Raw genomic sequence first — 13,692 nt, 5'->3', positions numbered from 1 at the left:
TTTCTATCAGTAAAAAAAATTACTTTTGTTTTGTAAAGCGTGGATAATCACGCTTTTCTTGTTCAAAATAAATTATATTTTAGTGAAAGGCTTAAAACATATCGTTATTTTTAGATTATCGGCTATGGGTGACGTGGCTATGACCGTACCTGTTATTCGCGCGTTAATCGAACAACATCCTAATTTGCGTGTAACGGTGGTTTCACGACCTTTTTTCAAACCTTTCTTTAAAGGGATTGAGCGCGTTGATTTCTTTGCTGTGGATGTGAAGAAAAAACACAAAGGATTTCTAGGTTTGATTCGTTTATATCAAGATATCAAGCGATTAAAACCCAATTATTTTGCGGATTTTCACAATGTGTTGCGCGCACAAGTTGTGCGTACGTTATTTAAGCTCTCAGGCATTCCAACGGCTGCCTTAGACAAAGGCAGAGATGCTAAAAAGGCTTTGACGCGTGCTGAAAATAAAGTGTTTAAACCCGTGCAAACCATGGTGGAAAATCACGTACAAACACTTGCTAAATTGGGCTTTTCAGTCAATTTAAACAATCCTATTTTCCCAACTGTGCCGCCTTTGGCCCAGGAATTAGAAAGTTTTGCGAAAGATCAAGGGAAAACTTGGATTGGTATTGCGCCTTTTGCCCAATACGATAGTAAAGTCTATCCCCTTGATTTGATGCAACAAGTAGTCGATGAACTAGCAGAGCAAGAAAACAATAGGATCTTTCTTTTTGGGGGAGGAGAAAAGGAAATCGCCTTGTTAAACCAGTTGAAACGCGATAACGATAACGTAATTGTCATGGCTGGAAAAGTAAAATTAGAGGTAGAGATGAATCTAATTCAACATTTAGATGTAATGCTTTCCATGGACTCTGGAAATGCCCACATTGCCGCTATGTTAGGAGTAAAAGTTGTAACTTTATGGGGTGCGACTCATCCCTATGCGGGGTTTGCACCATTTAATCAACCAGCGGACTATTGCATTACTGCTGATCGTGAAAAATATCCCTTATTGCCCACCTCTGTTTATGGAAATAAAAAGGTAGAAGGTTATGACGAGGCAATGAGAACGATAGAACCAAGTACAGTTTGTAAAAAAGTAAATAAAGTTGCACAGAAGAAATAAAGCATTTAGACATGATGAAGATTGAAGACTATATTAGAAACATTCAGGATTTTCCGAAAGAAGGGGTAGGGTTTAAAGATATCACACCTCTGCTTAATTGCCCTGAAGCGATGGAAGAAGCAACTAAGCGATTATTAACCCTAGTAGGAGATAAAAAAGTTGATCGCGTGGTGGGAATGGAAAGTCGCGGTTTTTTCTTTGCTACCTTGTTGGCAAAAGAACTAGGAGCGGGTTTTGTACCCGTTAGAAAACCAAGAAAGTTGCCTTTTGAGACGATTGCTCAAGAGTATCAATTGGAATACGGGACTGATATTCTAGAAATGCATGCAGATGCAATTAAACCTGGAGAGAAAGTATTGATTCACGATGATGTATTGGCAACTGGTGGAACAGCAGAAGCGGTTTGTAAATTGGTAGAACGCTTAGGTGGGGAAATTGTTCAAGTTAATTTTTTAATGGAACTTTCTTTTTTACATGGGCGTGATAAGCTGAAATCGTATGAAGTGAAAAGTTTATTGACGTATTAAAAAATATAGAATTCACATTTATATTAGATATAAAAGGCGTATAGTGCACACTATATGCCTTTTTTTTATTCAAAAGAAACAAGAAGAAGGCGCGTTTTTTTTAATTAATAGAATGATACGAGAGTTAAGGAATCACTTAATCGACGATGTTAAGGGATATTCACCGCACTATTTAAAGGGAATTGATCATTTTGAGCATAGCGTGAAAGATGTTTTTTACACGTCTTTTTCGTTAGGCTGTTTATTTTTATCATTCGCATTCTTTTAATTTAAAAATAAACATACTTTCTAGTCGAATTTGTACTTCTATTTTGAAAGTTTCACTTTCATATTTAATCTTGAAAAACAAGTAGAAAATTTATTTTTAAATGCTATTTGTTTGTGTTTTAGTGATTTATTTGCTTGTAAAAAGAAAAAAATGATTATGAAACTTTTTAAATTTATGCTAGGTAGTTTATCGGTGGTATTGTTTGCGAATTGTTCTTCATCCGATGTGCAGATAGATGAAGAAAAAGAAGGAATACTTGTAGTAAGTAGAATTATGTATGATTATGAAATTGCATCTGTGACAAATGTAGAAGATCATGCTATCTATCATGAGCCTACACACTATATTTCTTATGATAGCAAGGGAAAAATCGCTTTTGTAGATAAAGTTGAATGGCTAGAAATGGGAGAAGATGTGGATAATAGAAAATACACCAAAATTGTTTATGCTTATGATGATAGGGAAAGATTAGTTTCCCTTACCCGTATGGATACCCAAAGTATGAAAGTATTCAGTAAACTGAATTTGAGCTATAATGGTTTAGGACTATTGATCCAATCTGTGGATGAAATAGAAAATACAGTGCTAAATTATGGGTATAATGCAAAGAATGAAATGATTTCAATTAAAGGACAGGACAAAGGACAAGTGGTTTCAATGAAATTAACCTATAATCCTACAGGGGATTTAATAGGAGTTTACGATTTGGATCATGCTAGTTCAAAGAAGAAGGATCATGCGTTTTCTAGGGAAAGCATTAAAAAGAATAAAAATTTAGATTTTTTATTTTCAAATTTTCCTTTGACTCCTTGGATAAATACTAAAGTAGAGGAAGGTTTTTTGGATTGCGATGACAAAACTTGGCAAATCAGGAATGATGTTTTTACGACTAATCCTTTGTATTCAAAACATGAAATAAGTTATACGGACAACGAGGTTACGTTAAAGTACCATTACAGTTTGGTTTATAAAAGGCTGCGTATAGCAAAGTGAATCAGCGATAAAAAAAGTTTATCCTGGTATAGAGGATATACCAATGTAAGATACATCCTTTAATCATCTTCAAACGCTTGCAAGAGAGTATTCGTATATACTTTTGCAAGCGTTTTTTTTTTGGAATTATCTCTGATGCTGTAGCTGTAAATAAAGAATTGTTTATCCCAGTGTATGCTTAGTATTGAGTATACAATGGGGCGTTTTTCCATAAGAGGTTCAGGAGTGATAGCGCAACGCTAGCCATTTCTATCTTGTATTTTCTAGTTTTCGATGGGCTTTTTAATCCAATTTAAAGGTCTTTTTTATAATCGAAATTCGATAGGAAGTGAATTTTTTATGGTGTAAAAGAAGAAAGAAAAGAGATTTCAATTAAAAAAACAGTTCTTCTCATACGTAAAACAACATAATGTAGAGCTAATTTATCATTTTGAAGACAAGTTGAGATGTTGGTTTAAAAAATTTTTTAGGCGTAGTATATGGATTGCCTTTAAGGGTTGTTTTGGTTTTAAAATAAATACATTTTTTTAGAGATAATTTGGTTGTATTTTGAAAAATACAGTTTTGTTTACAAAGTTTAAGCAGATAGGAAAAATAGACATTTAGTTGTTAACTGTTTGTTTTTAAGTGGTTTGTTTGCTACTGTATAATTTTAAATAAGTAATTATGAGTTTATGTCGATTTGTAAGAAACTGCTTTTTAGCCGCTTTCTTTTTTAGTTGTTCAACAGAGAACCAAACGGATTCAGAAGAAGCATTAATTGTCGTCGATAAAATGGTGCGTTCCTATGTGATAACTCCAAAAGTGTTTGATGGAAAAAATAGCCTTCAATATGAGATTGTATATACTTTTAATTATGATAAAAGAGGGCGTATTATTTTTGTAGATGGGAATCACTACCTCAATGTGCCAAACAATTGGTATCGAAAGTATACTAGAACAACGTATACATATGATGAGGTAGGAAACATTGTGGGTCTAGTTTGTATTGATTCACAAAATGGAAAAACACTGAATGAATTAAGTTTGGAGTATAACAAGTTAGGGTTACTTATTAGATCCGTTGATAAAGTGAGTAATGAGGTTTTAAATTATGAATATAACACAAAGAATGAGGTTGTATCCATTAAAAGAAAAGTGAATGATACCTGGTTGGTTTTGCGTTTAGAATACAATATTGCAGGTAATTTGAGTCGAGTGTATAATCCTAATCACGAGACAAAAGAAAAAGATAAGCATTCTGAAGTTAGACATAGTGAAGAAAATTTAAATTTTTTATATGCAAATCTTTCTTATGGAGTTCAATTGGTACCTTGGATTGACACAAAAAGTAAAGTAAATTTTTTGAATTGTGATGGTATGACATGGGCCATTGAGAATCAGTATTCTACTGACTATATGTTACCTTCTGCACATGAAGTTCGCTATCAAAAGGATGATGCTACATTTGTTCATTTTTACACACTTGATTATAAAAAAGTCCATATGAAAAAGTAAAAAAACAATACGAAAGGCAATGGAAAGGCAAGGTATTGGTTGGAATATTTTGCTTTTTTTGGTTGTAATTTGTTGATATAGAGGGTTGTGGTTGTGTAATGTTATTTTTTTCAAAAATACTTGCATATTAAAATTATTATTAGAAAACTTTGTACCAACCCAATAGGGGTATACACAAGAAATGAAGAAAACAGTAGTACATATTACTTTAAAAACGACTAGCATGGCTTCGGCTACTGCTGCTGTTTTCTTGTTATCTACTTCGCGGTCTTCGCGGTCGCGGGCTTAATTTTTTAAGCATTCTTTTTTCATTGGGAATTTTGTTGTTCCCAATCCTATAAATCTATCAAATTTTAATGTATTTCAACGAGATTGAAAGAGAGGTTCGTGCGTTTTAGCAGGTTCTGTTTTTGGCTTTGTTGAATTCTAACTATCTGTTTTTGAGATGAATTCAAATCAGTTTATTGTTATACCAGCGAATGAAACACACGTTGGTTATGCCGCACAAATTTGCGATGAAATGGCACTTTCTGCTCAAGCTCGTGGTACGGGAATTGCAAGGAGAAAACCTGAATATGTGGCAAACAAAATGCTAGAAGGAAAGGCTGTGATTGCTTTACATCAAGATGGAACTTGGGCAGGATTTTGTTATATCGAGACGTGGAGTCACGGCGAATATGTAGCCAATTCAGGTTTGATTGTCAATCCAGTATTTAGGAAGGAAGGATTAGCCAAAGCAATCAAGAAACGCATTTTTGACCTGTCGAGAGCCAAGTATCCTCAAGCTAAAATCTTCGGATTGACTACGGGTCTTGCTGTAATGAAAATCAATTCTGACCTAGGCTATGAACCCGTTCCTTATTCTGAGCTTACACCGGATGAATCCTTTTGGAAAGGATGTGAGAGTTGTGTCAACTTTGCGATTTTACAGAGCAAAGAACGAAAGAATTGCCTGTGTACCTCCATGTTGTGGGATCCGATAGAAAAAGAAAGAGAACTGCGATCAAAAATTGACCAGAAGACCAAAGCGAAAGTACGCTTGAAAGAAATGCAGAAAAAATATTCTTTACTGAAAAAACTGCAAATGAAATTCAAACAAACGGTAAAGAAAACGCATCTATTTTAAATTTAACAAGAAACAAAATGAATAAAAAAATAGTTTTAGCCTTCAGTGGTGGATTAGATACTAGCTTTTGCGTGATCTACCTAAAAGAAGAATTGGGATATGAAGTACACTCTGTAGTAGTAAATACTGGGGGGTTTTCTCCAGAGGAATTGAAAGAGATTGAATCTAAAGCCTATAGTCTTGGAGTAGCCTCTCATACGACAATAGATGAAACAGAAGCATACTATACCGATTGTGTGAAATATTTGATTTTTGGGAATGTGTTGAAGAATGCAACTTATCCTTTGTCAGTGAGTGCAGAACGTGTATGTCAAGCAACGGCAATTGCAAACTATGCAAAGAAGATACAAGCAACAGCTGTAGCACACGGCAGTACTGGAGCAGGAAATGATCAAGTGCGTTTTGATATGATTTTCAATATTTTAATTCCAACTATTGAAATTATCACGCCGATTCGCGACTTAAAATTAAGCAGAGAAGAAGAGATTGATTATTTAGCCAAGCACGGTGTCAAAATAAATGCTGAAAAAGCAAAATATTCTATTAACAAAGGATTGTGGGGAACTTCAGTAGGTGGAAAAGAAACCTTAACTTCTAATCTATATTTACCAGAAGAAGCCTGGCCAACTCCAGTGAGCAAAGCAACCTCAGAGGTTGTTGAAATTGTGTTTGCTCAAGGAGAACCAGTTGCCTTAAATGGTGTTCCAATGACCCCTACTGAAGTCATCCAACAATTGCAAGAACTCGCACAACCCTTTGGTATTGGAAGAGATATACATGTGGGAGATACCATTATTGGAATTAAGGGAAGAGTAGGATTTGAAGCAGCTGCTCCTATTATTTTAGTAAAGGCACATCATGCCCTTGAAAAACATACCCTCACCAAATGGCAGTTGAGTTGGAAAGAACAATTGAGTACTTTTTATGGCAACTATTTACACGAAGGACAATTTCACGACCCTGTGATGCGCGACCTAGAAGCGTTCTTGTCTAGTACCCAACAAACGGTTCATGGAAAAGTATGGGTTGAACTTCATCCTCACCGTTTTATCGTACAAGGAATTGAATCAAATAACGATTTGATGTCCAATGCATTCGGTAGTTATGGAGAAATGAATAATACCTGGACAGGAGAAGATGTGAAAGGGTTTTCGAAAATATTTGGCAATCAAGTGATGATCTGGCATAAAGTAAATCAACAGGAAGATGAATAAGGATAAAATTAAAGTAGGTATTGTTGGTGGTGCAGGTTATACAGGTGGAGAGCTTCTTCGTTTGTTACTGAATCACCCAGCTGTTGACTTGGTCTTTATTCATTCTAAAAGTCAGGCCAATAAACCTGTTTACACCGTGCATGCAGATTTGTTCGGCGATACGGAGATGCTGTTTACTGCCGTGATTCAACAAAATATTGACGTTGTTTTTTTGTGTTTAGGACATGGAGATTCACAAGTATTCTTAAACGAAAACCATTTTGACCAATCAATTAAAATTATTGATTTGAGTCAGGATTTCAGATTGAAAAAAGAAGGAAACCCCTTTGTTTATGGCTTGCCAGAGTTGAATAGAGATTTGATTAAACAAGCTAATTATATTGCCAATCCTGGTTGTTTTGCCACGGCTATTCAATTGGCTTTATTGCCGCTAGCAAATCAACAAGAGTTGCCGAAATCGATTTATATACAGGCTGTTACGGGTTCAACAGGGGCAGGTCAAAGTTTAGCAAATACGTCTCATTTTAGCTGGAGAGCCAATAATTTGTCTGTGTACAAAGCATTTACGCATCAACATCTAGGAGAAATAGGTGAAAGCTTAGCTCAATTGCAACCCAATCACCCAGCTATGCTCAAATTTATACCAGAACGCGGTGATTTCGCAAGAGGAATATTCGCTAGCGTAGTGATGGAATCAACGCTGAGTATTGAAGAATTACAGGCCTTGTATGCTAATTTTTATGAAACGCATCCCTTTACGCATTTTAGTAAAGAAGGTATCCATTTGAAACAAGTAGTAAACACCAATAAATGTTTGATTTCTATAGATAAAAATCAAGACGATGTATTGATTACAAGTGCGATTGACAACTTACTGAAAGGAGCTGCTGGTCAAGCGGTTCAAAATATGAATCTCCTTTTTGGATTAGAGGAGAAAACAGGATTAAAACTGAAAGCATCTGCTTTTTAAACCAGATAAATTATGATGAAATTATATGATGTATATCCTTTAAATCCCATTGAGATTGTTAAAGGACAGGGAAGTTATGTTTGGGATAACAACGGACAAGCGTATTTAGATTTATATGGAGGACATGCTGTTATCTCTATCGGACATACACACCCTCATTATGTTAACCGTTTAAAAAAGCAGTTGGATCAAATTGGATTTTACTCTAATTCAATTGAAATTCCCTTGCAACATCAAGTAGCGGCTCTATTAGGAGAAGTATCTGGATTATCCGATTATCAGTTGTTTTTGTGCAATTCGGGAGCTGAAGCGAATGAGAATGCATTGAAAATTGCTTCTTTTCACAACGGAAGAAAAAAGGTAATTGCATTCGAAAAGGCATTCCACGGCCGAACTTCTTTAGCGGTTGCAGCAACGGATAATCCAAAAATTGTAGCGCCAGTCAATGAGACAGAAAACTTAATCTTCTTGCCGTTTAATGACGAAGAAGCATTAGAAAAAGCATTTGCTACTTATGGAGAAGAAGTAGCAGCGGTTATCATCGAAGGGATTCAAGGGGTTGGAGGAATTCAGGTAGCCACTCCTACTTTTTTACAACAAATAAGAACCTTAACAATACAATATGGTGCCGTTTTTATCGCAGATGAAATTCAATGTGGATACGGTAGAACGGGATCTTTTTATGCGGTTAATGATGCAGGAGTACAAGCAGACATTTATACGATGGCGAAAGGAATGGGGAATGGATTTCCGATTGGTGCTCTGGCATTAGCTCCAATCTTCAAACCTTGGCATGGTCAATTGGGAACAACATTTGGAGGAAACCATCTAGCTTGCGCCGCAGCATTAGCCGTTTTAGAAGTGATGCAACAAGAGCAATTGGTCGTTCATGCTAAAGCAATTGGAGATTATCTATTGACAGAGTTGAAAAAACTGGATAAAATACAAGAGGTGAGAGGAAAAGGATTGATGATTGGTATTGATCTTGCGCCAGAATTAAAAGAGGTTCGCAAGGACTTGCTAATGAAAGATCACATCTTTACAGGGAATGCGAGTCCAAATGTGATTCGTTTACTACCAGCCTTGACAATAAGTGAAGTAGAAGCAGATCTCTTTCTCGATAAATTCAGTAAAAGATTACAACAGTATTAAAAGCAAAAACCAATGAAACAATTTTTTTCAGTACACGATATACCTTCTTTATCAGAAGCAGTGAAAACAGCATTGACTTGTAAGGCAAATCCTTTTCAAAATGAAGCCTTAGGAAAGCATAAGGTAATTGGATTGGTATTCTTGAATCCGAGCTTGAGAACGAGAATGAGCACCCAAAAAGCAGCCATGCAATTGGGAATGCAAGTGATGGTGATGAATATGACTTCAGATGGCTGGGCATTGGAAACAAAAGACGGTGTGGTGATGGATGGCAATACAGCGGAACACATCAAAGAAGCCGCTGCTGTAATGGGGGAATATTGTGATATTTTAGGGTTGCGTTCTTTTCCTGGATTGAAAGATGCTGCAGAGGATTATAGTGAAGAGCTCTTTCACAAGTTCGTTCAATACTGTGGGAAACCAGTAGTGAGTTTAGAAACTGCAACCAGACATCCCCTACAAAGTTTTACGGATCTTTTGACCATCATTGAAAAGGGCAACTTTCTATTTGATGAAAGCAAAAACAAATATGTGCCCCAAGGGAAAAAACCAAAGGTTGTATTAACCTGGGCTCCTCATGTGAAAGCTTTGCCACAAGCGGTTCCCAATTCATTTGCCGAATGGATGATTCAAGCTGAAAAAGAGGGATTAATCGACTTTGTTATTACTCATCCAGAAGGATATGCCTTGAAAGAAGAATTTACACAAGGCGCAACAATAACAACGAACCAAATGGAAGCTTTACAAGACGCTGATTTTGTGTATGTAAAAAATTGGTCAAGCTATGAGAACTATGGGCAAATTACGTGTACAGACCCTACTTGGATGTTGACTTTGGATCATTTACAAGATACGAATCAAGCCAAAGTAATGCACTGTTTGCCTGTAAGACGCGATGTGGTGATTGCTTCAGAAGTGTTGGATAGTGCGCATTCAATTGTCATTGAAGAAGCGGGGAATAGAGTTTGGGCAGCTCAAGCAGTTTTACAAGAAATGTTGAAAAATAAAGAATGATGCAAAAATTAACCGTAATTAAAATAGGCGGAAATATAGTTGATGACGAAAGAGCGCTAAAGGATTTCTTGGATGCTTTTGCACAACTTAACTCGCCTAAGATTCTGGTACATGGAGGAGGTAAATTAGCCACTAAATTAGCCACTGAATTGGCTATTCCCACAGCAATGGTAGAGGGTAGAAGAATTACCTCTGAGGCGATGTTACCCCTTACTGTTATGGTTTATGCAGGATTGATTAATAAGCAACTTGTGGCTCAGTTACAGCAGCGACATTGTGATGCCTTAGGGGTTTCTGGAGCAGATGCACAGCTCATCAAAAGTCATAAACGCCCGATAGCGCCTATTGATTATGGTTTTGTGGGAGATTTTTCACCTCAAGATGTGCATCATACTCGATTAAAACAACTGTTAGAAATCGGACTATGCCCTGTTTTTTCTGCGATTACAGCCAATCAAGAAGGACAACTATTAAATACAAATGCAGATACAATTGCGTCAAACCTAGCCATCGCTTTAGCAACAGACTATCAAGTTGAATTGGTTTATTGTTTTGAACATGCAGGAGTATTACGCGATATAAAGGATAAAAACTCAGTTATTCCCTCTATTCATCCGTCGAATTTCGATCAATTGAAAGAGGAGGGCATTATTTCAGAGGGCATGTTACCTAAAATAGCAAATGCTTTAGCTGCTGTTGAACAAAAGGTGCATCGAGTTTGCATCAAATCAGCACAAGAACTGTTGATACAAACAGCGGGGACAATCATTAGTCAATAAACAAGAAAGAAGAAATGAAAAAAGAGCTAACTATAGAAGCGATTCAGTTGTTACAAAGTTTGATTGCAACTCCTTCATTTAGTAAAGAAGAGGGAAATACGGCAGCATTAATTGCACAATTTCTCGTGAAACACGGCGTTTCTATTCACCGTGATTTACACAATGTTTGGGCATTTAATAAGCAGTATGATCCAAAGAAACCAACAATTTTGTTGAATTCACATCACGATACAGTGCGTCCAAATAAGGACTATACTAGAGATCCGTTTCAACCGGAAATAATTGATGGCAAGCTCTATGGATTGGGAAGTAATGATGCAGGAGGTTGTTTGGTTTCACTCTTGGCTACTTTTTTATATTTCTATGAACAAGAAGGACTAAAATACAATTTTTGTATGGCAGCAACAGCAGAGGAGGAAATATCAGGAACGGATGGTTTGGAATATGTAATCCCCCAATTAGGGGAATTGTCTTTTGCGATTGTGGGAGAGCCTACTCAAATGCATTTAGCGGTAGCAGAGCGTGGATTAATGGTGTTGGATTGTGTGGCTCACGGCCGTTCGGGACATGCAGCACGTAGTGAAGGTGAAAATGCTATCTTAAAAGCGATGCAAGATATAGACTGGTTTACTTCGTATCAGTTCCCTAAAGTATCAGAAGAATTTGGGCCGATTAAAATGAGTGTCACCATGATCCAAGCGGGAACTCAGCACAATGTTGTACCTGCAAGCTGTGATTTTGTCGTAGATGTTCGCGTTACAGATGCCTACACCAATGAGGAAGTCTTAGCTTTAGTTCAGGAGCATGTGAACTGTGAGGTACATGCGCGTTCTACGCGTTTAAAACCTTCCTCCATAGCAAAAGAACATCCCATCGTCCAAGCAGGAATCCAACTAGGACGTAATACCTATGGATCGCCAACGACAAGTGATCAAGCGTTGTTGGATATTCCTTCGCTAAAATGTGGTCCTGGCGATTCCGCTCGTTCACATACTGCAGATGAGTTTGTGTATGTCAGTGAAATCGAAGAAGGAATCTCACTTTATATTGAAATGTTGAATCAAATCGTGAAGTAAAATGAAGTTATGGCAAAAAAATACAACAGTAAATCAGGCAGTAGATACGTTTACTGTTGGACAAGATAGAGCGTTGGACCTGAATTTGGCTCCATTTGATGTGCTGGGTTCGTTGGCGCATACTCAAATGTTAGAAGAGATAGGCTTATTAACTCAAGAGGAATTAGCGCTTATTCAAAAAGAATTAAAAGTGATTTACCAAGAAATCATACAAGGGAATTTTGAAATTGAAGAGGAGGTAGAGGATATCCATTCTCAAATAGAATTGCTCCTGACGAGAAGAATTGGTGAAGCGGGAAAGAAAATTCACGCGGGTCGTTCGAGAAATGACCAGGTATTGGTGGATTTAAAGCTGTATTTCCGTTACGAAATTGAGGAAATTGTAGAACAAGTGAAAAGCGTATTTGAGACGTTTCAACGTTTGAGCAATCAACACAAAGAAGTACTGATGCCTGGGTATACGCATCTACAAATTGCCATGCCTTCTTCTTTTGGTTTATGGTTTGGTGCTTATGCAGAGAGTTTAGTTGATGATTTAGAAATGATGTTAGCCGCTTGGAAGGTAGTCAACAAAAATCCGTTGGGTTCAGCAGCAGGTTATGGTTCTTCTTTTCCTTTAGATAGACAAATGACAACTGATTTATTGGGATTTCAATCGATGAATTACAATGTTGTCTATGCGCAAATGGGAAGGGGAAAGAGCGAGCGTATTTTAGCCCAAGGGTTAAGTGCTATTGCTGCGACTTTAGCGAAATGGGCAATGGATTGTTGTTTGTATATGGGACAGAACTACAACTTTATTGGATTTCCAACGCATTTGACTACGGGGTCAAGTATTATGCCTCACAAGAAAAACCCAGATGTATTGGAGTTAATTCGATCTAGATGTAATAAGATTCAAGCCCTCCCCAATGAAATTGCATTGATGACCACAAATTTACCTGCGGGATATCACCGAGATTTACAATTGTTGAAAGAAAATCTTTTTCCTGCATTTACTTCTTTGAAGGAGTGTTTGGAAATGACGCAATTGATGTTGGACAATATACAAGTGAACACTTCCATTTTGACAGATGCTAAATATGATTATCTATTTAGTGTTGAGGTGGTTAATCAATTAGTATTACAAGGTACACCTTTCAGAGAGGCTTATAAAAGCATCGGTTTAGCCATTGAAGAGGGAGGGTATCAACCGAGTAAGGAAGTGAATCATACTCATCAAGGAAGTATAGGAAACTTAATGAATGAGGAGATAAAGGAGGCTTTTGAGGTTGTATATCAAACCTTTGAGTTTGATCAAATAAAGAATAAACTAGTACGTTTAGTGTTGTGATAGATTGTAAAAAGGCTTAGAAAATTTTTTCTAAGCCTTTTTTTGTTAAATTTGTAAAAAAATATACATATTGTAAGATGAAAAAATTAATTGGGTTGATGTGTTTATGCCTTGTAGGATTAGTATCTTGTTCGAAAGATGATAATAAAGATGATGATGTGGATCCTATTTTCGAATTAGAGTATAAACCTCTAAAAAGTTTGAAAGAGTTGGAGACCAATGACACCTATTATTATGCAGGAATAAAAATAGGAGATCGCAAAGTAGGATTGTTACCTTCTAATTCAACTTCGTGTACCAGACATGATAGGATTCACGCAAAGTTTGGTAATAATACACTGAATTATATTGTTTTCTATAGAAATGGCAGAGGTTGCGATGGTGTTCAAGAAGTTAGATTAGTTAAGAATGTATTAGAAAACGACGGGATTTTACATACCGTTGTCTTAGGGTCCTTAGATAAATTAGATAAATTGGTTATTGATGATGAAGGTCGTATTCCTTTAGAAATTGGATTCCAAGGAGAGTATCTACGTATTGAAGATAGAATGTCTAATTATAAACGCACAAAACAAAATGAGAAAGTATATCTTTATTTTGAGAAGATAAGCTTGTAA

General features: G+C 36.5%; 13 protein-coding genes. All 13 read left to right on the top strand.

Annotated features, from left to right (window positions below):
- Positions 1-82 precede the first annotated feature (82 nt).
- A complete protein-coding gene (locus HX004_RS00280) occupies positions 83-1,126 on the top strand; it encodes a glycosyltransferase family 9 protein (RefSeq protein ID WP_286440267.1) in 1,044 nt (347 codons plus the stop codon).
- A gap of 14 nt (positions 1,127-1,140) precedes the next feature.
- Positions 1,141-1,653: an adenine phosphoribosyltransferase gene (locus tag HX004_RS00275; RefSeq protein WP_286440808.1), complete on the top strand. Its 513-nt coding sequence runs from the start codon at positions 1,141-1,143 to the stop codon at positions 1,651-1,653.
- Positions 1,654-2,077: 424 nt separating this feature from the next.
- On the top strand, positions 2,078-2,914 hold the full coding sequence (locus HX004_RS00270) for a hypothetical protein (RefSeq protein WP_286440266.1): 837 nt from the start codon (positions 2,078-2,080) through the stop codon (positions 2,912-2,914).
- 666 nt (positions 2,915-3,580) lie between these two features.
- Entirely contained in the window at positions 3,581-4,411 is an 831-nt protein-coding gene (locus HX004_RS00265) for a DUF3836 domain-containing protein (protein ID WP_286440265.1), read from the top strand.
- A gap of 445 nt (positions 4,412-4,856) precedes the next feature.
- Positions 4,857-5,537, top strand: coding sequence for a GNAT family N-acetyltransferase (locus tag HX004_RS00260; RefSeq protein WP_286440263.1), 681 nt, complete (start codon positions 4,857-4,859; stop codon positions 5,535-5,537).
- A gap of 17 nt (positions 5,538-5,554) precedes the next feature.
- Positions 5,555-6,751 (top strand): argininosuccinate synthase, encoded by a 1,197-nt coding sequence (gene argG, locus HX004_RS00255; RefSeq protein ID WP_286440262.1) that lies wholly within the window; start codon positions 5,555-5,557, stop codon positions 6,749-6,751.
- Entirely contained in the window at positions 6,744-7,721 is a 978-nt protein-coding gene (gene argC / locus HX004_RS00250) for an N-acetyl-gamma-glutamyl-phosphate reductase (protein ID WP_286440261.1), read from the top strand. The genes argG and argC overlap by 8 nt, the downstream gene beginning before the upstream one ends.
- 12 nt (positions 7,722-7,733) lie before the next feature.
- The gene (locus HX004_RS00245; RefSeq protein WP_286440259.1) at positions 7,734-8,873 is read left to right on the top strand and encodes an aspartate aminotransferase family protein; all 1,140 of its coding nucleotides are present in this window, start codon (positions 7,734-7,736) and stop codon (positions 8,871-8,873) included.
- 12 nt (positions 8,874-8,885) lie between these two features.
- Positions 8,886-9,887 (top strand): Rossmann-fold NAD(P)-binding domain-containing protein, encoded by a 1,002-nt coding sequence (locus HX004_RS00240; RefSeq protein WP_286440257.1) that lies wholly within the window; start codon positions 8,886-8,888, stop codon positions 9,885-9,887.
- Positions 9,887-10,666, top strand: coding sequence for an acetylglutamate kinase (gene argB / locus HX004_RS00235; RefSeq protein ID WP_286440256.1), 780 nt, complete (start codon positions 9,887-9,889; stop codon positions 10,664-10,666). Before HX004_RS00240 ends, argB begins: the two co-directional genes overlap by 1 nt.
- A 14-nt stretch (positions 10,667-10,680) precedes the next feature.
- Positions 10,681-11,742 carry a M20 family metallo-hydrolase gene (locus HX004_RS00230; protein WP_286440255.1) on the top strand — a complete coding sequence of 354 codons (1,062 nt, stop codon included), beginning with the start codon at positions 10,681-10,683 and terminating at the stop codon, positions 11,740-11,742.
- Between the two features lies 1 nt (position 11,743).
- Positions 11,744-13,075: an argininosuccinate lyase gene (gene argH / locus HX004_RS00225; protein ID WP_286440254.1), complete on the top strand. Its 1,332-nt coding sequence runs from the start codon at positions 11,744-11,746 to the stop codon at positions 13,073-13,075.
- A gap of 77 nt (positions 13,076-13,152) precedes the next feature.
- Positions 13,153-13,692, top strand: coding sequence for a hypothetical protein (locus HX004_RS00220; protein ID WP_286440253.1), 540 nt, complete (start codon positions 13,153-13,155; stop codon positions 13,690-13,692).

The sequence above is a fragment of the Myroides sp. 1354 genome (assembly GCF_030324495.1).
Lineage (GTDB): Bacteria > Bacteroidota > Bacteroidia > Flavobacteriales > Flavobacteriaceae > Flavobacterium.
Note: the sequence above shows the minus strand (reverse complement) of the source record. Positions and strands in the feature narration are given on the sequence as shown.